Source organism: Helicobacter canadensis MIT 98-5491 (genome assembly GCF_000162575.1).
Classification (GTDB): Bacteria; Campylobacterota; Campylobacteria; order Campylobacterales; family Helicobacteraceae; genus Helicobacter_D; species Helicobacter_D canadensis.
The window spans coordinates 1,269,629-1,290,079 of record NZ_CM000776.2 but is presented as its reverse complement, the minus strand read 5'-3'; the positions used below and the strand labels follow the sequence as shown (position 1 = coordinate 1,290,079).

At 35.1% G+C, this 20,451-nt stretch carries 16 protein-coding genes; 7 read left to right on the top strand and 9 right to left on the bottom strand.

Annotation, left to right across the window (positions count from 1 at the left end; all coding sequences use genetic code 11):
• Position 1: 1 nt before the first annotated feature.
• From HCAN_RS06340 to HCAN_RS06325, 4 genes are all read right to left on the bottom strand, one after another.
• Positions 2-952 carry an HTH domain-containing protein gene (locus HCAN_RS06340; protein WP_006656277.1) on the bottom strand — a complete coding sequence of 317 codons (951 nt, stop codon included), beginning with the start codon at positions 950-952 and terminating at the stop codon, positions 2-4.
• A gap of 438 nt (positions 953-1,390) precedes the next feature.
• Positions 1,391-2,425: an aldo/keto reductase gene (locus tag HCAN_RS06335; protein ID WP_006656274.1), complete on the bottom strand. Its 1,035-nt coding sequence runs from the start codon at positions 2,423-2,425 to the stop codon at positions 1,391-1,393.
• 127 nt (positions 2,426-2,552) lie between these two features.
• The gene (locus tag HCAN_RS06330; protein WP_006656273.1) at positions 2,553-3,806 is read right to left on the bottom strand and encodes an MFS transporter; all 1,254 of its coding nucleotides are present in this window, start codon (positions 3,804-3,806) and stop codon (positions 2,553-2,555) included.
• A gap of 99 nt (positions 3,807-3,905) precedes the next feature.
• Entirely contained in the window at positions 3,906-5,261 is a 1,356-nt protein-coding gene (locus HCAN_RS06325) for an ArsB/NhaD family transporter (protein ID WP_006656924.1), read from the bottom strand.
• A 178-nt stretch (positions 5,262-5,439) separates the two neighbouring features.
• Between HCAN_RS06325 and HCAN_RS06320 the strand changes: the two genes are divergently transcribed.
• Together HCAN_RS06320 and HCAN_RS06315 are read left to right on the top strand one after the other, a co-directional pair.
• Entirely contained in the window at positions 5,440-8,919 is a 3,480-nt protein-coding gene (locus HCAN_RS06320) for a proline dehydrogenase family protein (RefSeq protein WP_006656271.1), read from the top strand.
• An 11-nt stretch (positions 8,920-8,930) separates the two neighbouring features.
• Positions 8,931-10,721 (top strand): sodium:solute symporter family transporter, encoded by a 1,791-nt coding sequence (locus HCAN_RS06315; protein ID WP_006656270.1) that lies wholly within the window; start codon positions 8,931-8,933, stop codon positions 10,719-10,721.
• Positions 10,722-10,748: 27 nt separating this feature from the next.
• Here the strand turns inward: HCAN_RS06315 and HCAN_RS06310 are convergent, their stop codons facing one another.
• A complete protein-coding gene (locus HCAN_RS06310) occupies positions 10,749-11,585 on the bottom strand; it encodes an HpcH/HpaI aldolase/citrate lyase family protein (RefSeq protein ID WP_006656269.1) in 837 nt (278 codons plus the stop codon).
• A gap of 96 nt (positions 11,586-11,681) precedes the next feature.
• Positions 11,682-13,148: an L-aspartate oxidase gene (locus HCAN_RS06305; protein WP_006656268.1), complete on the bottom strand. Its 1,467-nt coding sequence runs from the start codon at positions 13,146-13,148 to the stop codon at positions 11,682-11,684.
• A gap of 102 nt (positions 13,149-13,250) precedes the next feature.
• On the opposite strand from HCAN_RS06305, the gene HCAN_RS06300 reads away from it, so the two are divergent.
• Both HCAN_RS06300 and uvrC read left to right on the top strand, forming a co-directional pair.
• Complete coding sequence (locus HCAN_RS06300) at positions 13,251-13,691, top strand: hypothetical protein (RefSeq protein WP_006656923.1); 441 nt, start codon at positions 13,251-13,253, stop codon at positions 13,689-13,691.
• The gene (uvrC, locus tag HCAN_RS06295; RefSeq protein WP_006656265.1) at positions 13,679-15,517 is read left to right on the top strand and encodes an excinuclease ABC subunit UvrC; all 1,839 of its coding nucleotides are present in this window, start codon (positions 13,679-13,681) and stop codon (positions 15,515-15,517) included. Before HCAN_RS06300 ends, uvrC begins: the two co-directional genes overlap by 13 nt.
• Before the next feature lie 6 nt (positions 15,518-15,523).
• On the opposite strand, the gene ubiE is transcribed toward uvrC, so the two are convergent.
• Genes ubiE through hemJ form a run of 3 tightly spaced genes read right to left on the bottom strand, consistent with a single transcriptional unit; the run spans position 15,524 to position 18,088 of the window.
• Complete coding sequence (gene ubiE, locus HCAN_RS06290; protein WP_006656264.1) at positions 15,524-16,243, bottom strand: bifunctional demethylmenaquinone methyltransferase/2-methoxy-6-polyprenyl-1,4-benzoquinol methylase UbiE; 720 nt, start codon at positions 16,241-16,243, stop codon at positions 15,524-15,526.
• Positions 16,233-17,645 carry an argininosuccinate lyase gene (argH, locus tag HCAN_RS06285; RefSeq protein WP_006656263.1) on the bottom strand — a complete coding sequence of 471 codons (1,413 nt, stop codon included), beginning with the start codon at positions 17,643-17,645 and terminating at the stop codon, positions 16,233-16,235. Before argH ends, ubiE begins: the two co-directional genes overlap by 11 nt.
• Before the next feature lie 14 nt (positions 17,646-17,659).
• Complete coding sequence (gene hemJ, locus HCAN_RS06280; protein WP_006656262.1) at positions 17,660-18,088, bottom strand: protoporphyrinogen oxidase HemJ; 429 nt, start codon at positions 18,086-18,088, stop codon at positions 17,660-17,662.
• 147 nt (positions 18,089-18,235) lie between these two features.
• Between hemJ and HCAN_RS06275 the strand changes: the two genes are divergently transcribed.
• From HCAN_RS06275 to HCAN_RS06265, 3 genes are read left to right on the top strand one after another with little or no spacing between them, the layout of a single operon-like run.
• On the top strand, positions 18,236-18,904 hold the full coding sequence (locus HCAN_RS06275) for an amino acid ABC transporter permease (RefSeq protein WP_006656261.1): 669 nt from the start codon (positions 18,236-18,238) through the stop codon (positions 18,902-18,904).
• Positions 18,904-19,557, top strand: a complete 654-nt coding sequence (locus HCAN_RS06270; protein WP_006656260.1) for an amino acid ABC transporter permease — start codon at positions 18,904-18,906, stop codon at positions 19,555-19,557. Before HCAN_RS06275 ends, HCAN_RS06270 begins: the two co-directional genes overlap by 1 nt.
• An 8-nt stretch (positions 19,558-19,565) precedes the next feature.
• The gene (locus tag HCAN_RS06265) at positions 19,566-20,327 is read left to right on the top strand and encodes an amino acid ABC transporter ATP-binding protein (RefSeq protein ID WP_006656922.1); all 762 of its coding nucleotides are present in this window, start codon (positions 19,566-19,568) and stop codon (positions 20,325-20,327) included.
• Positions 20,328-20,451: the final 124 nt, after the last annotated feature.

Genomic DNA, 20,451 nt, shown 5'->3' with positions numbered 1-20,451 from the left:
CTTAGTCTAAATATATGGTGTTTTTGAGATATTTTTCTAGGACTTCTTCCTCTAGCACCTCATCAAAACAAGCTTGGATTTTTGTATCCGCTCCGGCTTTAATTTGTTTGTTGATATCCGCTACAAACTCCCTAAAATTAGGATTTGAATCCACAAGTCTATTCATAGTTTGCAAATCAATCTCGCTTCTTTTTGCCGACAACAACACTCGAGAATCCAAAGGATTTGCCTCTAGCTTAATCACTCCTATCCCAAAACTTGCATTAAGTCGCCTTAATTCCTCTAGCACATCATCTTCTATGTCTTCAAAAATCACCAAATAGCCTTCATTTGCCCAACTAGAATTAGAAACTGCTTGGAAATAAGATTCTTTTAGATTCCCAAAATTTACCTTGACTTTTAATTCAAACGAAAAGAGGCTGCACACATTGTGATTGATATGTTTGAGGATTTCAAGGGTTTGGGGTTCATAATCATTAAAAGGTATATAAACGCCTACAATATCGGGGTTTTCCCATTTGTCTTTGCCACTTATTTGTTTTTTGCTTTTTTCGTGGTAGATTGTTTTGCATTGCAATCTAAATTCAGTTGCATTTGCGAGATAATACACAAGCAAAGGGTGCAAATCTCGCTCTTTATATTTGGTGTTTTTTAGGCTTTCTGTCTCTTCTTTGGTGATGAGTTCTTGCACATCTTCTTTGAGTTCATCTTTGCGAGATTTGAGCCAAAAGGTGGTAGGTCGCTTGGTAGCAATGAAAAAGATAGAATCTTGCCTTTTAATATTGAGATAAAGTTGTGCTGCTAAGGTTTGCCAAGGCGTTTTGCCAGCACTTTCTAAAGATTGCGTAAGTCCCTTTTGTGTAGCCATATCCCATATTTGTTGGTAAGTCATAGGCTGCTTAGCTTCTTGCAAAATCTGCTTTGCTAACTCCAAAAATGTCATTTTTGCCATAGGATTCCCTGCTGTTAGGTTTTGATGTGGGGTATTATATTGTATTTTTACTTAAAGACATAAGGCTAATGTATAAGCAATTTTGTTAAAATGCAAGTATCTAGCCTGAAAGTATAAAAAAATTTTCATACAATATTTTTGGATAATAGGCAAATAGCATTACAAAAAGCAAGGCAAAAAATGAGCAAATTTAAACTTACTCAAATCCAAACTAAAAGCATTTTGAGCAAATCCAATCTTCCTGTGGCTGATTATTCGGTAAATCCTTGTAAATTATTTTTCACAAAGAAGTGAAGAAAAATCCCACAAAGCAAGACTCAATACATTAAAGCTTAATGGGATAAATCTTGTGATGAAAATATCACGCATTTTTGGTTCTTGTGTTAGCTCATTATCAAGCAAAATTTTGTGCTTGTTGGGGCTTTATTGTTAATAATTTTAATACAGATTCACAGGATAAGGATCTCTGTTATCTACCGTAAATCTCTGATGCCAATATGGATATGCCAATTTTGTTTGACTAGCCTTATCTAATCTTTTGATATGTTCTACATCAAGCTGTAACTCACTAGCTTGCAAATTTTCTTTTAATTGCTCAACTTTTGTAGCACCTATCACAAGAGAGCTAATTGTCGGTCTTGATAATACCCAAGCAAGTGCAATTTGTGCTATTGAATAACCAGTTTCTTTACTAATAGATTCTAACTCATCTACAATACTTAATAAATGCTCTCTATCCATATCCCAAGCACCGCCTCTTCCTAATCTAGAATCATCGATGTTTTGTTTGCTTCTTGTGATTTTGCCTGATAGCAGAGATCCACTCAAAGGACTCCAAACAAGTGTGCCGATTTTTTCTTCTATTCCAAGTGGCATTAACTCATTTTCAAATTCTCTCGCACCAAGCGAATAATACGCTTGATGCACCACGGGTCTTTGGAGATTATAGGCATCTGCAACACTAAGCATTTTCATCAAATGCCAACCCGAATAATTGCTCACTCCAAAATAGCGTATTTTGCCTGATTTGACTAAGTCATTAAGTGTTTGCAAGGCTTCTATATGCGGAGTTCTTGCATCATAGCAATGCAAATGATACAAATCAATATAATCTGTTTGTAATCTCTGCAAACTCGCTTCAACACTTTGTAAAATCTTTGATCTTGAAGTGCCGATGTCATTTGGATTATCGCTCATCCACATACCTGTTTTTGTAGAGATAAAAACTTCTGATCTTTTGTAATCTTTAAGTGCTTGTCCCAAAATAATTTCAGAATCTCCAAGAGAATAACAATCTGCGGTATCAAAGGCATTAAACCCTAAATCCATACACACTTTAATCAAAGCCTTAGCCTCATCTACTTGAGTGCTACCCCATTTTTTAAAAAGTTCTGTGCTGCCTCCAAATGTCGCAGTTCCTAGTATCATATTTGGTATAACTTGCCCACTATTGCCTAAGTATCTATATTTCATATTTATCTCCTTTTAGTTTAAAGTTTATTTTATTGTGTAAAATCATTCAAAAATTATTGATTTTATAAATTATAGCATAGAAAAAATGATTACCACCTAGCTAAGAATGCGGTTTTTTTTATTCTTTTTAAGCCGTGTTTTTTGAGAGATATTTAAAAGCAGTCCAAGAAAAACTCCACACAATTAACCCAAGCAATGCTGCACTGCCCAAAACTATATATGCATAAAAATACCCAAAATACTGCGCCACAAAGCCACCCAAGCTTCCACTTAATGCACCACCGATACCACCCCAAGTCATCACAAAACTAAATCCGGCATTGATATGCCCACTACCACGCAAGACTATCGCCACCAAAATAGGCACAATCACACCTGTAATCCCAGCACCAACTCCATCTAGAATCTGTGTAGCGACCATACCGCCCAAGCCCTCATAATTTGCCGCAATCATCGCACGCACACAAAGCCCTAAAAGAGAAATTGCCATAAGAGCAAAAAGGGTTTTTGAGAGCTTGGAATTACTATCATCGTGCAAATCTCTATGAGAACCCCCCAAAGGATTTACAATAAGTTTGCCACACACAAGCGCGATAAGAATCATTGTGCTTTGAGCGATGATAATAGTAGCTGCTGCATACGCACCACTTGAATCTATCCCCAAAGTATGTGCGCGCTGACTTAAAAGCGGAAGCATAGCAGCATTACTAAGATGAAAGCAAAACATTGCAAAACTTAGCGCCATAATGCGCTTGTCCATAAAACTTCTTTTAAGAGACTTTGACTTAAACATAGTGGTAGTAGATTCTTCATCGCCCCTTGCTAAAGCGTGGTTTATAGAGACATTGCGTAACAATGCAAGGCATAAAAGAGCAAAGATTCCCATAAGAATAGTGATGATAAAAATCGAAGTTATCCCATAATACCAAGCACACACGAGGCTTAATCCTGCACTAAAAGCAGTCCCAGTGTGTTTGTAAGCTTCATTTTTGCTTGTTTGGAGTGCATATTGCTTCCTACCAACAATCCCAAGCGTTATCGCTGCAAAAGCAGGAGCGAGAAACACAGCACACAAAGCAATAGTAAGTTGTGCGATGAGTGTAAAAAGAAATGTCGGATACAAGAAGTTTAACAGCACGCTGCCACTAATAGCACAAATACAAAATGCAATAAGTGTGCGTTTATAAGGTGTCTTATCGACTAAGATTCCAAGTGGCACACCAAAAAGCAACGCACAAAGAGAAGTAATTGTGCCAATAAGCCCAATTTGCCCCTCTAAGAAGTGATGATTTTTTAAAAATACGCCTAGATAAGGACCTAAGCCATCTTGCACATCAGCAATAAAGAAATTTAACCACGCTAAAGTGTTATATGTATTCATTGTTAGTTTTTGTGATGATTTGAAATAAAAATGTGATTCTACACTAAAAGTAATTTAAATTAAAGGTTTGTAAGGGGTTTGGTGCTAGTTTTAAGGAGTTTAATAGAGAATTATTGTGCTTATCCATAGCCCAAAAAGAGCAGCTAAAAGAACACAAAAGGTAAGAATAAAAGCAAAACTTATGTATTGTAAAAGTGAAATTTTGATATTGTAGATTTTAAGTTTAAGCAAAAAGAGTAGGGTGGCAAGTGATCCTAGGGGTGTAAGTTTGGAGCCAATATTGCAACCTAGTAAGTGTGCAAATGCAAGGATTTGAGTTTGTAGTGAATTAAGCTCAAAAGATTGAAGTGTGAGATTACCTAAAAGCACCATAGGAAGATTGTTTATAATGCTAGATCCAAGGCTTGAGAAGATTCCAACGCTAAAAATTTGCATTAAAAGCGGTGCTAGATCTATGGTATCAAAAATAGTTCGCATAGTGCTTAAAAATCCTGCATTTTTCACTCCAAAGACAACAATAAAAAGTCCAAAACTAAAAACTACCACAGAAAAAGGAGTTTCTTTTAATAAAGTTTTGGCTTGAATCAAGCCTAAAGCTTTGGCATAGATAAGTGCAATAAAGCTAATGCTAAATAAAAATACATAGAGTTCTATACCATAGCGTTGCCCAATAGTGATGCCTATAAATAAAATGATGATTAAGATATAGCATAGAGTGAGAGTTATTTTGGAGGGCTTGTAGTTTGACTTTGGATTAGAATGTGCATTGCTATGAGTTGGAGTATCTAGGGTGAAGTGTAGGGTGTGTGGTAGAAAATGCTTAAAACAAATCCAAGCAATGATGATAAAGACAAATATTCCAAAAATTTGAGGTAGTGCCATCATCATAGCAAAGTGTAAAAAGTTGATTTCAAACATTTCTGCTGTGATAATGTTAGTAAGATTGGAAATAATAAGGGCATTGGAGGCAAAATCGCTAATAAAGCTAATAAGAAGCAAGAAAACTACAAGAGGTGAGAAAGAAGCAAATAATTTTATTTTTGGGGTGGTGAGTTTTTGTTTGCTAAAGTCTATTTTGTTAAAAAGTGCCAATACAAGTGGAGTTAGCACTAAAATTGCTCCATCATTGGCAAAAACCATACTCACTACACTGCCTAAAATGATAAGTAATACAAAAAATTTCCAAGTATGAATAAAATGCGAGTTAGGGATGATGTGTGAGGCAAGATGAGAAAAGAATCCAAGTTTCTCAAAAGCAAGGCTAAAAAGAATAAGTCCAATGAGTGCTAAAGTGCTAGGTTTGGTGATTTTCCACACAAGCATAATATCATCAAGACTGACTGCATTTAAACCATAGGCACACATTGCTCCAAGTGTGCTAAAGATCCATATGGGTAGTTTAAAAGGGCGCATATAAATGCAAAGCATTGTAAGTGCAAAAATAAGATATCCCATAGTGCCACTTAGTTTGAAAAATCAATCTGAAATTATAGCATATTTGAATTATTGATGTTACTAAAATAGACATTAAGACTAAAAAGTAAGATAATTTTTATAGAACCTTATTGGCGTTTTTGTAATTTTTTGTAAAATGGTGATAAATGTATTTAAAAATAACCTTAAGGAGTTATAAATGAAACAAATAATAGAAGAATCTCTCAAATTTGCTGAAGAGCTACAAAGCAAGATTGAAGCAAATATTTCACAAAGTGAGCGAGAATTTCATGGCAAAATGCAAAAATTACTTAGCAATCCCAAAAATAAAGTTATGCTTATAGAGCTTTTGGATCGATCTTTTAGATGCAAAGATAAAAGAGCTTCTTTTGAGTTAATAGAACACACTTTAAATAAATTTGGTATAGCAGACTTTTTCTCGCCCTTTGAAAAATTCTTGCTTTATAGTTTTATTACTTTGGGTCGATTCGCGCCAAATGTTTCTGTTCCCTTTTTTGTCTCTCATTTGAGAAAAGATACAAGTGCTATGGTGCTAGATGCAAATGAGAGTTTTTTAAAACCACATATGGAGAAAAGAAAGCAAAATGATCACATTACTTTAAATGTAAATTTAATTGGTGAAGAGGTCTTGGGTGAAGCAGAATCGCAATATCGAATCCAAAAGTATGAAGAAGCTTTGCAATCAAGTTTTATTACATATATTTCTATCAAAATCACCACTATTTTTTCACAAATCAACATTATAGACTTTGAATATTCAAAAAATGAAGTGGTAAAAAGACTCGATCATCTTTATGCCCTAGCCGAAGTGGAGGAAAAAAGGCAAGGTGTGGAGAAATTTATCAATCTTGATATGGAAGAATTTCGGGATCTTGAGCTAACAGTTGCTGCCTTTATGGAAAGTCTTTCTAAATTTAATATTAAAGCAGGTATTGTTTTACAGGCTTATATACCGGATTCTTATGAATATCTTAAAAAACTCTTTGCTTTTTCAAAACAAAGAGTGCAGGAAGGTAAAAAACCTATAAAAATTCGCTTTGTAAAAGGTGCAAATATGGAGAGTGAGGAGACAATCGCTAGTCAAAGGGGCTGGGAGCTTCCTACTTTCTCTAAAAAGATTGATACAGATAGTAATTATAATAAAATGCTTGATTTTATCTTACAAGATGAAAATTATAAATATATCAACATTGGTATAGCAAGTCATAACATTTTTGAAATTGCTTATGCCTATACAAGAATCAAAGAAGCAAACGCATTTGGGAGCTTTACCTTTGAAATGCTTGAGGGTATGAGTTTGCAATGTTCTTATGAGATTTCTAAACTTCATAATCTTATTTTGTATGCACCCGTGTGTGATGAAGCGCATTTCAACAATGCCATAGCTTACCTTGTTCGAAGACTTGATGAAAATACTAGTGAAGATAATTTTATGCGGTATTTCTTTAATTTAAAGGTCGGTGATGCAAATTGGCAAGCACAAAAAGCATTGTTTTTAAAAAGCCTTGAAGGCATCAAAAATTTGGATAACAGCACCCATAGAACGCAAGATAGAAATAAAGAATTAACAATCAAAAGTGCCTATGAAACTAAGGTATTCAAAAATGAAAGTGATACAGATTTTATTTTGCCTCAAAATAGAGAATGGGCAAAAAAAATCAAAGAAAAATATGAAAATTTAGAAGCCTATGAAGTCTATCCTGTGATTTCTGAAGTGATTAAAAAGGCGGATTTAAAACACATAGAAGTAAGAGATAAGATTAAAAATCGTTTGATTGCTCAAGTGCATTTAGCTGGTGAAAAAGAGATTAAACAAGCCCTAGAAGTTGCTAAAAATTCTAAATTTAAAGAAAAAAGTTTTGATGAGATTCATCAAATTTTAGCCAAGGCAGCCAAGATTATGAGGGAAAAAAGAGGGGATTTAATAGGAATTGCAGCCCTAGAAGTAGGAAAGACTTTTTTAGAAATTGATCCTGAAGTGAGTGAAGCTATTGACTTTACTGAATTCTATCCTCATTCTTTGGCTACATTAATCAAGCAAAATCCAAAAACAAAATTTGCACCCAAAGGTGTTGGAGTAACAATCGCCCCTTGGAATTTCCCTGTTGGAATCTCAGTGGGGACAATAGTAGCTCCATTAGCAGCGGGTAATGCAGTGATTTATAAGCCTTCATCTTTATCTACACTCACAGGGTATATGATATGTGAATGTTTGTGGGAAGCTGGAGTGCCAAAAGATGCCCTTATTTTCTTGCCTTCAAAAGGAAGTGATATTTCAAAATATTTACTCACTAATGAAGCGATAAAATTTGCTATTCTCACAGGAGGAGAAGAGACAGCCTATAGGATGCTAGAAGCTAACCCAACCTTGCTTTTAAGCGCAGAAACTGGCGGTAAAAATGCTACCATTGTCTCAAAATTTGCCGATAGGGATAGTGCGATTAAAAACATTATCCACTCTGCTTTTTCAAATTCAGGACAGAAGTGTTCAGCTACTTCTTTGCTTGTTCTTGAAGATGAGGTTTATAATGATAAGGAATTCAAAAAAACCCTTGTGGATGCAGCTTCATCTATGCTAGTTGGCTCACCTTTTGAATTTAAAAATAAAATTGCAGCACTTTGTGATGAAATTGATCCAAAAGTCCAAAGAGCCTTAGATGAATTGAAGCCTTATGAAGAATGGGCGTTAAAACCAAAATTTATAGATGACAATAAACATTTAATGAGTCCGGGCATAAAATATGGCACCAAAAAAGGTGATTTTACGCATATGACAGAGCTTTTTGCGCCCATTCTTAGTGTGATGAGGGCAAAAGATCTTAAGGAAGCTATTGAGATAGTTAATGCTACAGGATATGGTTTGACAGCTGGTTTTGAAAGTCTTGATGAAAGAGAATGGGAGTATTTCCATACGCATATAGAAGCAGGAAATATTTATATCAATAAGCCAACTACTGGCGCTATCGTGCTTCGTCAGCCTTTTGGTGGAGTGAAAAAATCAGCCATAGGTTTTGGTAGAAAGGTGGGAATTTATAACTACATTACGCAATTTTTAGAAATTACCCAAGAAGAAGCAGATAATCATTTGCTTGAAAATAGAATTTCAACAACACTTAAAGATTTGGGAATGAGTGAGCTTGATAAAATGGCACAATCTTATGCCTATCATTATAAAAATGAATTTTCTGTAGCAAAAGATTATGTTGATATTAGGGGCGAGGATAATCTCTTTTCTTACACTAAGATTAAAAATCTAGCTTACAGGGTTTGCAAAGAGGATAGCCTAAGAGATATTTTGGGGGTTATTTTGGCTGCAAATATAGCAACAATAGAGCTTTTAGTAAGCTTTGAAGAAAATCCACACATACAAAAAGCAAAGGAATTGTGTCAAAAGCTAGGCTTTAAAGTTGAGTTCTTAGAAGAAACACAAGAGGATTTTGTGAATAAAATTTCAAATTATGAAAGAATCCGCTACCACTTGATACCAAATGTTGATGATAAGATTTATAGAGAAGCTTCAAGATTAGCTAAGATTATTATTAGAGAGAAGCCACTTATAAATGGTCGATTTGAGCTTCTATTCTATCACAATGAAAAATCTGTGAGTATATCTTATCATCGCTATGGAAATTTAGGAATCCGAGCTTTAGAAAAATAAAAGGAGAATGAATGGAAGTTGTAAATATCAATACGCCTATTGCAGTTATGTTTGTTGCTTATGCGGCTTTAATGTTATTTATAGGTTTTTATTTTTACCGACAAAATAAAAGCAGTGAAGATTATTTTCTAGGTGGGCGTTCTATGGGTCCTGTGGTTTCAGCACTAAGTGCTGGAGCTTCAGATATGAGCGGATGGTTGCTTATGGGCTTACCGGGAGCTTTGTATGTAAGTGGGTTTATTGATAGTTACATTGCCATAGGTTTGACTATAGGAGCGAGTTTGAATTGGATTTTTGTCGCCAAGAGACTTCGCATTTATACAAGTGTTGTAGCCGATTCATTAACAATTCCGGATTATTTTGAGACACGCTTTAGTGATGATAAACATATTTTGCGTGTAGTTTGTGCGGTGGTGATTCTTATTTTCTTTACTTTTTATGTTTCATCGGGGCTTGTAAGTGGGGCAAAACTTTTTGAAGAAGTCTTTGGGATTAAATATTCTTATGCACTCACTACAGGAACTTTGATTATTGTAGCTTATACCTTTTTTGGAGGTTATAAGGCAGTGTGTTGGACAGATATGATTCAAGGCTTATTAATGCTTTTAGCACTTGTTGCTTTGCCGCTTGTAATGCTTTCACACATTGGAGGTTTGAGTGAAGCAAAGAAATACATTAGCCTTTCTGATGATTCAAGTAAAAAGATTATTGAAATTCAAGGGCAAATCCCAAATATACTAAACAATCTCCAATCTGTAGAATCTCAAGAAAAAATACAATCTTTAATCGCAGCACTTAAAAATACTCAAGATCGTAATATTAGTGCTACTAATCTTGATAAAAATCTTAAAAATGATACACAAATTTTGATGCTTTTTAATCAAGATTTAAACTCTTTAGTTACTTCAAGCGATCTTGCTAAAAGACTTGAATTAGCAGTAGAAACCAATGATAGTGAAACTTTAACTTCGTTGCTTTTAGCATTCTCAAAAATACCTTTTGTGGCAAAAGAGAGATTACAATGGTTTAGTGGTGTGTCCTTAGTGGGAATTATTTCTGCTCTTGCTTGGGGGCTTGGTTATTTTGGACAGCCTCATATTCTTGTGCGTTTTATGTCGATTCGATCAACTAGGGATATCCCAAAGGCAACTTTTATTGGTATAGGTTGGATGGTAGTTTGTCTTGTTGCGGCTTGTTTTATTGGTATGTTAGGCGTAGCTTATATTAATAAATTTAACCTTACTTTAGCAGATCCAGAGAGGATTTTTATAGTTATGTCTCAATTGTTATTTAATCCTTGGATAGCTGGAATCCTATTGAGTGCAATTTTGGCAGCTATTATGAGCACAGCTAGTTCGCAATTGCTTGTTTCTAGTTCAACAATTGCAGAGGATTTTTATAAAAAGATTTTTAAACAAGAAGCTTCAAACGCTATGGTGTTGCGTTTGGGTAAAATTGGAGTGCTTATAGTGGCTTTGATTGCGTTTGTTATTTCTACTGATAAAGATTCAAGCGTTTTAAGCATTGTAGCCTATGCTTGGGCAGGGTTTGGAGCATCTTTTGGATCGGTGATGATTTTTTCACTTTTTTGGAGTAGAATGACAAGAATTGGTGCCATTGCTGGAATGATTAGTGGTGCGGCTGTAGTAGTGCTATGGAAGCAATTTTTTGCTTATACGGGTATCTATGAGATTATCCCAGGATTCTTAGTGGCATCTTTAGCAATTATCATCTTTAGTTTAATAAGCAATGTGCGACCTGGGACTAAAGCTGCTTATCAAAAAATGCTAGAAAACCTTTAAGCTAGAAGCTTTTAAGCTTCTAGGCTTTTAGTATTTTCTCTCCAAAATACCTTGTGCTTTTTTAATCATAGGAAGATCTACGACATTACCTTCAAAGCTAAATGGCTCTCCTTTGTGAATTGCTACTAACCGCATAACTTCTTTTGCCCATTCAATTTGATTATTGCCTTGAGCAAAAATCGCATTGATAATTGGAAGTTGATTTGGATAGAAAGTTAATGAACCACCAAAACCCATAGAATAAGCTAATTCCATATTTATTTTGAGTCTTGATTCATCTCTAGTGTTAGGGAAAACACGATTAATAGGGGGTAAAAGATTGTTGATTCTGCTTGCTAATGCTATTTGTGTTCGCACATAATTAAGCATAAAATCTTTGCCTTCCCCATCTCTTAAACCTAGATCTAAAATCATATCAAAAGCCCCAAAGGCAAGTTGTCTGACATTGGGTTGTGAGGCGGTAAGATTAACATTTTGCACACCCATTGCACTTTCAATAAGTAAAAGCAATGGAATCTTGCCAAGTGCTGCATTAACAGATTCTACATGTTCTTTTTGTTCGGTTTTGGCTAACATAATACCATGAAGTTTATCTAAACCAAGTTCTTTTAAAAACTTCATATCATCTGCAAAAAATGGACTTTGTGCATCATTGACACGCACAAAGAATTTATATTGACTATGATTGCGACAAAAATTTAAAATATTAGCCCTACCTTCATCTTTGCGATCACTTGGAACTGAATCTTCTATATCCAAAATAATCGCATCCGCTTCGCTTTCAAAACTAGGTGTAAAATTTTCGGGTTTAATGCCAGATACAAAAAGAAGACTTTTTGCCTTGGGGTAAGTTGAGTTAGACATCGGAGTATCCTTGAAAAAGAGTGTAATCTATAATAGATATGGCAGGGATTATAGCAAAAAATACAAAAATTTTTGAACTTTTTTGAAATAAAAAATTTATTGAATGTAATGTGCTCCAATTGACTCTTCGCGTGTAAGTGCGGATTGAATGATATTTTGTGCGGTTAAAAGGCGTAATTTAAGTAATCTTCCGATTCCACTTTGTAACATTACTTCCACTCCACCTAAGGCTTCATTTAAACCACTTTTTTTGCGAATGATTCCAACTTTATTCCACATAAGATGACGCAAAAGGGCTTTTAGATTCTCATCTCGTTCTTTTTGAAGAATTTGTGTGTGTAAAGGGAATTCTCTAATCTTAAAAGAAAGGCTATTGGCTAAAATATCTTGAGTAGCGCGACGAGAAAAAACTAATCCTTCTAAAAGAGAGTTTGAAGCAAGTCGGTTAGCTCCATGCACACCTGTGCAGGCACATTCTCCTACTGCATAGAGATTTTGCATTCCTAGGACTTTGCCTACATTGTCTGTTTGGATTCCTCCCATACAATAATGGAACGCAGGAGAAATAGGCACTCTATCTTTTGGGACATCAAAGCCCACAGAATTAAGATTGCGTGCGATATTTGGAAATCGTTCATAAAAAAAGTCTTTATCAAAGGCACTAAAATCTAGATAAACTTCTAATTCTTCGGGTTTTGCATTGGGGTATTTTTCTTTAAGTTTAAGTTTATAATCAAAGATAGATCGTGCAACTTTGTCGCGTGGTGCGAGTTCTCCTTTAGAATCATAATCAAATAAAAATCGTTTGCCCCAAAAATCTACTACAAATGCACCTTCTCCACGCAAAGCTTCACTTAAAAGCATTTTTCTTGCGTGTGTTGTTTGGACAAAAACCGTGGGGTGGAATTGTAGCATTTCCATATCTTTGAGTTTTAAACCATTTTCTAAAATCATTCCATGCAATTCGCTTGAAATGGTGTAGGCATTTGTATGGTATTCAAAAAGTGCGCCAACTCCACCACTAGCTAAAATGACATTATTAGCATAGAGATTATAATTTCCTCGCTTAGTTAGCACACTCACGCCACAGCAGTGATCATCATCAATAAGCAATTCAGTAACACTAGCATTTTTCCATAGAGTGTGTGTGATTTGTGCAATTAAATGGCTATGCAACACGCGACCTGTGCAGTCGCCACCAGCGTGAATGATTCTTGAAGTGCTATGGGCAGCTTCTTTGGTGAAGAGTAGATTTCCATTGGAATCTCTATCAAAAGGCGTTTGGCGTGCAATCAAATCTTCTAAGACTTCCAAACTTTCTTTACTAAGAGTGGCAACAGCATCTTCATTGCACATTCCTGCTCCAGCCTTTAGAGTGTCTGTGATATGTAAGGGGATATCTGCTTGATTTTTGGCAACGGCGATTCCGCCTTGTGCATAAAAGGTGTTGCACTCCCAAGGTTGATCTTTACAAAGAATAAGCACCTTGAGTTCTTTTGGAAGATTTAAAGCTGCATATAATCCAGCAATTCCAGCACCAACAATAATCACATCATATTGCATAAAAATCCTTTATTGTGTTTGCTCACTTTTGGGGTTAAATGGATCATCTTTGAAGCCACAGCCTACTAATAAAAAACCAGTAAGATATGCTATAATTATGTAATGAAAAAAGCGTGTGAAATTTTGTCTCATCTTTGCAATAATCCTTTATACGAAAAATTATATCAACGGCAGCAAATTCAGCATTTTGTCATTATGCTACCCTTTAGTTTGCGACAAGGAATTCATTTTTGTTATAGCAAAAATAGCACTTTGTATTTTGTCCTTAAGCATCCCTGTTTTAAACAAGAGTTTGATTATAAACTAACAATTATAAAGCAGTTATTAAAACAATATCAAAAAATTCAAAACAAATTGCTTGATATTAAGGATTTAAAGGCATTTGTGGGTAAAAGTGCTTATCAAAAGTCCTTACAAGAATCAACGCAAGAAGTTACTAGTTATGGTGAGTTATCAAGTGGAGAATTTAAAAACCTAGCAAAAAATCAAGAAATTTATGAAATCTTTGAAGAAATCAAAAAAGCGATTGTATGCAACCATTAGAGCAAAAGTTACCTCCTCTTAATGACACTTTGTTAGAAATCTTAAAAAAACTTCCTAATCAAAGCGGTGTGTATCATTATTTTGATAGCGAGGGGAGATTGCTTTATGTAGGGAAAGCAAAAAATCTTAAAAATCGTGTCAAAAGTTATTTTCGATTCACGCCCAAACTCTCTGTAGCACCAAACTTAAGTGCTAGAATTACGCAAATGGTTTCACAAATTGCTTTTATGCGTTATATTGTGGTAGAAAATGAAAATGATGCCTTGATTTTAGAGAATTCATTCATTAAGCAGCTTAAACCCAAATACAATATCCTTTTGCGAGATGATAAGACTTACCCTTATTTGTGCGTGGATATGTCCGTTGATTTTCCACGCATTGTGCTAACAAGAAAGATTCTAAAAAGCTCAAATATTCGCTATTTTGGACCTTATTCAAGTGGTGCTAGAGATTTATTAGATTCGCTTTATGAGGTTTTTACTCTTGCGCAAAAAGAAAGCTGCCTTAAGGGAAAAAAAGCTTGTTTGTTTTATCAGATTAAGCGTTGTTTGGCTCCTTGTGAGGGTAAAGTGAGCAAGGAAGCTTATCAAGAGATCTTACAAAAGGCTTTGGAATGTATCCATAATCCTAAAAAAATTTTAAGCATTTTAGAAAAAAAAATGGAATTTTTATCTGAAAATTTGCGGTTTGAAGAAGCGATGGTGCTAAGAGATAGGATTAGTAAAATCAAGCAAATTAATCCACTCTCAAGTGTGGATTTTGCAAGAGTGGAAGATTTGGATATTTTTGCTTTGGAGAGTGAGGGGAATAGAGGCGTTTTGGTGAAGTTTTTTGTGCGTGAGGGGAGGGTTGTTTCTAGCGCGACTAATGTTATTAAAAGCCAATATGAAATAAATTTTGAAGAAGTCTATACGCAGAGTTTAATCAATTATTATAGTAAGACACTTCCTATCAAGCCAAAGCAGGTTTTGATTCCTTATGATTTTGGCGAAAAAAGAGAAGAATTAGAAGCGTTTTTGGCTAAGCAATTAGGAAAGAAAATCCCTATCCATTTTCCAAAAAGTGGAGATAAAAAGAAGCTTTGTGATTTGGCATTGCAAAATGCTAGAGAAACTTTGAAAATCAATGTTACCAATGAAGAAGCTTTGTTATTAGCATTAAAAGAGCTTTTTTCTCTTCAAAGCATTCCTTATAAAATTGAAATTTTTGACACTTCTCATCATAGAGGAAAGCAATGTGTAGGAGCTATGGTGGTTTATGAAGAAGGGTTTATTAAAGAATCTTGTCGGCATTATTTGCTAGAGGGTAGTGATGAATACTCGCAAATGCGTGAAATGCTAGAGCGTCGAATCGCGGATTTTAGCACCGATTCTCCACCGGATTTGTGGGTGCTTGATGGAGGGATTGGGCAGATTAATTTGGCTAAGGATTTATTAAATAGTGCAGGAGTGAATCTTGAAGTGATAGGTATTGCCAAAGAAAAGCTTGATGCTAAAGCCCATAGAGCAAAGGGTAGTGCATTAGATATTTTGCGTGATGAAAAAAGACAAGAATACCGATTAAGTAGTAGTGATAAGCGTTTGCAGTTTTTGCAAAAATTGCGTGATGAAGCACATAGATTTGCAATCACATTTCACCAAAAGCAAAAACAAAAAACAATGCAGCAAAGCAAGGTTTTAGAGATTAAGGGTGTAGGCAAAGCAACTCAAAAGCGACTTTTGTCGTATTTTGGAAGTTTTGAAGCAATCAAAGAAGCTAGTTTAGAGGAATTAGAAAAGGTGCTTTCAAAGAATTTAGCTAAAAGTGTGTATGAGAGCTTAAAATAAGCTCCATTATTTGCGTCTAGCGACAAATAGTGTGCAGACATTTGCCGAAAAGGATTTGGTATAGAGTGGTTCAAAGCCGTTTTCTTGGAGTTCTAAATTGAGTTTATTTGCGGTTAAAAATTCTTCAATGGAATCTGGCAAATACTTGTAAGCACGATAATTTTTGGAGATGATTCCGCCCACAAAGGGTAGAATATTTTTGGTATAAAAACCCATAAATTTTTCTAGCATTTTTGGATTTTCACATTTGGTAAATTCTAAAATCACCAAAATTCCGCCTTTTTTTAGTACTCTTGCAAACTCACTTAGAGCTTTTTTGCGTTCTACTACATTGCGGATTCCATAGGCAATAGAGAGAATATCAAATTCATTATCCAAAAAGGGTAATTTTGTGGCTTCACATTGCGTGAAATCAATTTGGGGGAGCTTTTTTTTAGCTACTTCTAGCATACCGCTACTTGGATCTGCGCCAACGATTTTTTGGAGATTAATTTTGGCATTTTTAGCGTTTTTTTGCCAATGGGTTATCATATCGCCCGTGCCACAAGCCACATCAAGAATCTTTAGGGATTGTAAGTTTTCTGTAGAGAGATTTTTAAAAGCAAGGTTACAAGCCTTTTTTCTCCAAGCAATGTCGATTCCGCAACTCATTACGCGGTTTGCTAGATCATAGCTATTGGCAATATCATCAAACATTGAAATAATTTTTTGTTGTTTATCGCTCATTACATTCCCCACTTTTAGCGATTTGTAGCCATGCTAATAAACTTTGTATTTGAGTTTGTGTAGCTTTTGTGGAAGTGCCACCATAAGAATCGCGACTATTCATTGAAGCTTCTAAGTCTAGTGCGTTATGAGCTTTTGGTGGGATTCTAGAATCAACGCTGCAAAGCTCTTGAGCGCTAAGTTGGCTTAAGTCTTTGTTGAGACTTTCAGCATAAGTGACCGCTTTTCCGGTGATATGGTGTGCTTCTCTAAAGGGAATATTGCAACTTTGCACAAGAAAATCTGCCAAATCTGTTGCGGTTAAATGCCCTTTTTGACAAGCTTCTTTCATTTCTTTGGGATTGATTTGCATCGTTTTTAGCAAGTCATTTAGAATTTTAAGGGAGATTTCTAAGGTTTCAAAGCTATCAAAAACGCCCTCTTTATCTTCTTGTGTGTCTTTATTATATGCAAGTGGTAAGCCTTTCATAATGGTAAGTAGGCTAAAGAGATTCCCATACACACGCCCACTTTTGCCCCTAAGGAGTTCAGGGACATCAGGGTTTTTCTTTTGTGGCATAATTGAGCTTCCAGTTGAATAAGAATCGCTAAGCGTGATAAATCTAAATTCATAGCTACTCCACAAAACAAGTTCTTCTGCCATTCTTGAAATATGCATTGCAATTAAGCTTAAATCATAGAGAAAATCAAGCGCAAAATCTCTATCGCTTACACTATCAGTGGCATTGAGTGTGGGAGCGGTGAAACCTAGTGCTTTTGCAGTGTAGAATCGATCGGTTTTATAAGGTGTTCCTGCTAATGCAGCACTTCCTAATGGGCAGTAATTGTTGCGTTTAAATGAATCACTTAATCGTTCAAAATCTCTTACAAACATACAAGCATAAGCACACATTAAAAAGCCAAAATTTACAGGTTGTGCGTGTTGGAGATGTGTCATTCCAGGGAGTATAGTTGTAGTGTGAGAATCTGCAATGTTAAGTAAGGTTTGGATAAGTTCTAAAAGAAGGACGCGGATTTGCCGATTTGAATCAAGCACAAAAAGGCGAAAATCTAAGGCGACTTGATCATTTCTGCTACGCGCAGTGTGAAGCTTTTTGCCCACTTCCCCAATGATTTCTATGAGGCGTTTTTCTACTGCCATATGAATATCTTCATCGCTAATATCAAAGGTAAATTCACCTTTTTCTATTTCTGCTTGAATTTGATCTAAGCCTTGGCAGATTTGTTTTGATTCTTCTTGGGTGAGAATCCCACAATGGCTAAGCATTTGTGAGTGGATTTTTGAGCCTAAAATATCTTGTTTGTAAAGTTTTTTATCAAAAGGAAGTGAGGCGTTAAATAAATCAAGTATTTCAGACGCCTTTTCTTGGAATCTTCCTCCCCATAATTTATTATTTTTCATTTTTTAAGACCTTTTTAGAAGGGTTTGATAATAACAAGGAAAGTAACAATGATTAAAATTAGAGTTGGCACTTCATTATACATTCGGAAGAATTTTCCGCTTTTTTGGCATCTATCTTCTCTAAAAGCAACTAAAAAATGATGAAGGCTAAAGTGATAAATCACAAGAATCACAATGAGTAAAATTTTCGCGTGTAGCCAACCGCCTTTAAGCCAACTTGGCTCTAATACTAAAAGCCAAATTCCAGAGAGTAGTGTGCAGATAATTGCGGGATAGCCAATGAAGTTATAAAGTTTTGCTTCTTGGATTTTAATGACTTCACAAAAGCCCTTGTTATCTTTGTGTTCGGCGTGATAGACAAAAAGACGCGGTAGATAAAATAACATAGCCATCCAAGTAACAAAAGAGATAATATGAAAGACTTTGACATAATAATAAGTCATAATGCCCCCTCATTTTCTAAGGTAATTTTAGGATAAAATTCTATCAAAAGAGACTTAAAGATACGAAAAATTAATGGTATTTTTTGTATAATTTACCTAAAATTTTATCAAGTTAGATCCATATATTAAAGAGTTTTAAGGATTTTATTGACTGCTTTATATTTAGACTTAGATTTTATCCAAAATGCGATTCCTGTTTTTGGGAAAGCCTTGTGGCTTACTTTGCATTTATCGTTTTTTGGGATTGTATTTTCTATTTTGCTTGGCTTTTTTATTGCTTTGGTGCAGTTTTATAAAGTGCGATTTTTGAGTGCGTTGTGTCAAGCTTATATTGAATTATCTCGCAATACGCCTTTGCTTATTCAGCTTTTTTTCTTGTATTATGGATTACCACAAGTTGGATTGCAGCTTACAAGCTATACTTGTGCGTTAATTGGAGTAATCTTTTTGGGTGGAAGTTATATGGCGGAATCTTTTCGTGCAGGGCTAGAATCAGTAGGGAGGATTCAGTTAGAATCAGGTAGAAGCTTGGGGCTAAGTGAAATGCAATTAATGTTTTATGTGGTATTGCCTCAAAGTTTGGCGGTGAGTTTGCCTTTTATTGGAGCTAATGCGATATTTTTGCTAAAAGAAACTTCAGTAGTGAGTGCGATTGCATTAGCCGATATTTTGTATATTACTAAAGATTTGATTGGTAGCTATTATAAGACAAATGAAACGCTTTTGTTGCTTGTTTTGTGCTATCTTGTCGTGCTTTTGCCACTTTCATTTTTATTTTTGGCTTTAGAGAAATACTATAAAAGGAAAATGGCATAATGGAAATTCTTTTTGATCCTCAAAATATTTTGCGTTTATTGCAAGGTGTTTTTGTAACTTTCCAAATCGCTTTCATTGCGATTTTCTTTTCTTGTATTTTTGGTTTTGTGCTTGGATATTTGATGACTTTGCCAAACCGATTTTTAAGCTTTTTGTGTCGTTTTTATTTGGAGAGTATTCGTATTATTCCGATTCTAGCGTGGCTTTTTATTGTTTATTTTGGATTTTCATCGTTTTTAAATCTTAATGGAATAGGGGCGTGTATCCTTGTTTTTAGTTTATGGGGTATTGCAGAAATGGGAGATTTAGTGCGTGGAGCGATTTCAAGTTTGCCACGGCATCAAAGCGAGAGTGGAAGGGCTTTGGGCTTAAGCGAGATTCAAATTCAAGTTTTTATTATTTTGCCTCAAAGTTTTAGAAGGCTTTTGCCTCCATTAGTGAATCTTTTTACTCGTATGATAAAAACAACTTCACTAGCTGCACTCATTGGAGTTAGCGATATGTTAAAGGTGGGACAACAAATTATTGAAGTCAATCTCATTCATTATCCACAGGCAAGTTTTTGGGTTTATGGTGGAATCTTTGCCTTGTATTTTTTACTTTGTTATCCTTTGTCGCTTTTTGCTAAGCATTTAGAAAAGAAACTTGTATAAGGAAAAAAATGTCAAATCATATGAGTAATGAAGTTTTGTTAAGCGTTTCAAATTTGGTTAAGAAATTTGGCGATACTTTGGTGCTTGATTCGGTATCTTTGGAAGTCAAAAAAGGCGAAGTTTGTGCGATATTGGGACCTAGCGGATGCGGAAAAAGCACATTTTTGCGATGCATTAATGGTTTGGAGAGCATCAATGGTGGAAGCATTACTTTTAATGGAGAAGTGATTAATGCGGCAAATGATTCAAAGATTAATTGGAGCAAGATTCGCCAAAAGATTGGAATGGTTTTTCAAAGTTATGAGCTGTTTCCGCATTTGAGCGTTTTGGATAATATTCTCTTGGCACCTTGTAAAGTGCAAAAACGCAAAAAAGAGGAAGTTACTACTCAAGCAATCAAGCTTTTAGAAAGGGTAGGGTTGGCACACAAAAAGGATTCTTATCCTAAGGAATTAAGCGGTGGGCAAAAGCAGCGAGTGGCGATTGTTAGAGCGTTGTGTATGAATCCTGAAATGATGTTGTTTGATGAAGTTACTGCTTCTTTGGATCCTGAGATGGTTAAAGAAGTGTTAGAGGTTATCAAAGAGCTTGCAACGCAAGGTATGACGATGATTCTTGTTACTCACGAAATGAAATTTGCCCAAAATGTCGCCGATAGAATCGTGTTTTTTGATAGTGGAAAAATCGCTGAAATCGCTACTCCACAAGAATTTTTTACTAATCCTAAAAGTGAGCGAGCCAAGAGATTCTTTAATATTTTTGAGTTTTGATAATCTTTTTTAAATGCAGAATCTCACTTTTATTTTTTATGTTTAATGGGGAGTTGATTGCTTTTTGACTTTTTATGTTACAATAAAACCATAAAAAGTTAAAAAATATTTAAATAAAAAATAG

What these genes read in the sequence shown, in the direction of transcription:
- HCAN_RS06265 (WP_006656922.1), top strand. Translation starts at nt 19,566, where the DNA reads ATGTCAAATCATATGAGTAATGAAGTTTTGTTAAGCGTTTCAAATTTG.
- HCAN_RS06330 (WP_006656273.1), bottom strand. Translation starts at nt 3,806, where the DNA reads ATGAATACATATAACACTTTAGCGTGGTTAAATTTCTTTATTGCTGAT.
- HCAN_RS06340 (WP_006656277.1), bottom strand. Translation starts at nt 952, where the DNA reads ATGGCAAAAATGACATTTTTGGAGTTAGCAAAGCAGATTTTGCAAGAA.
- HCAN_RS06310 (WP_006656269.1), bottom strand. Translation starts at nt 11,585, where the DNA reads ATGTCTAACTCAACTTACCCCAAGGCAAAAAGTCTTCTTTTTGTATCT.
- HCAN_RS06320 (WP_006656271.1), top strand. Translation starts at nt 5,440, where the DNA reads ATGAAACAAATAATAGAAGAATCTCTCAAATTTGCTGAAGAGCTACAA.
- HCAN_RS06315 (WP_006656270.1), top strand. Translation starts at nt 8,931, where the DNA reads ATGGAAGTTGTAAATATCAATACGCCTATTGCAGTTATGTTTGTTGCT.
- HCAN_RS06335 (WP_006656274.1), bottom strand. Translation starts at nt 2,425, where the DNA reads ATGAAATATAGATACTTAGGCAATAGTGGGCAAGTTATACCAAATATG.
- HCAN_RS06305 (WP_006656268.1), bottom strand. Translation starts at nt 13,148, where the DNA reads ATGCAATATGATGTGATTATTGTTGGTGCTGGAATTGCTGGATTATAT.
- ubiE (WP_006656264.1), bottom strand. Translation starts at nt 16,243, where the DNA reads ATGAGCGATAAACAACAAAAAATTATTTCAATGTTTGATGATATTGCC.
- hemJ (WP_006656262.1), bottom strand. Translation starts at nt 18,088, where the DNA reads ATGACTTATTATTATGTCAAAGTCTTTCATATTATCTCTTTTGTTACT.
- HCAN_RS06300 (WP_006656923.1), top strand. Translation starts at nt 13,251, where the DNA reads ATGAAAAAAGCGTGTGAAATTTTGTCTCATCTTTGCAATAATCCTTTA.
- HCAN_RS06325 (WP_006656924.1), bottom strand. Translation starts at nt 5,261, where the DNA reads ATGGGATATCTTATTTTTGCACTTACAATGCTTTGCATTTATATGCGC.
- HCAN_RS06270 (WP_006656260.1), top strand. Translation starts at nt 18,904, where the DNA reads ATGGAAATTCTTTTTGATCCTCAAAATATTTTGCGTTTATTGCAAGGT.
- uvrC (WP_006656265.1), top strand. Translation starts at nt 13,679, where the DNA reads ATGCAACCATTAGAGCAAAAGTTACCTCCTCTTAATGACACTTTGTTA.
- argH (WP_006656263.1), bottom strand. Translation starts at nt 17,645, where the DNA reads ATGAAAAATAATAAATTATGGGGAGGAAGATTCCAAGAAAAGGCGTCT.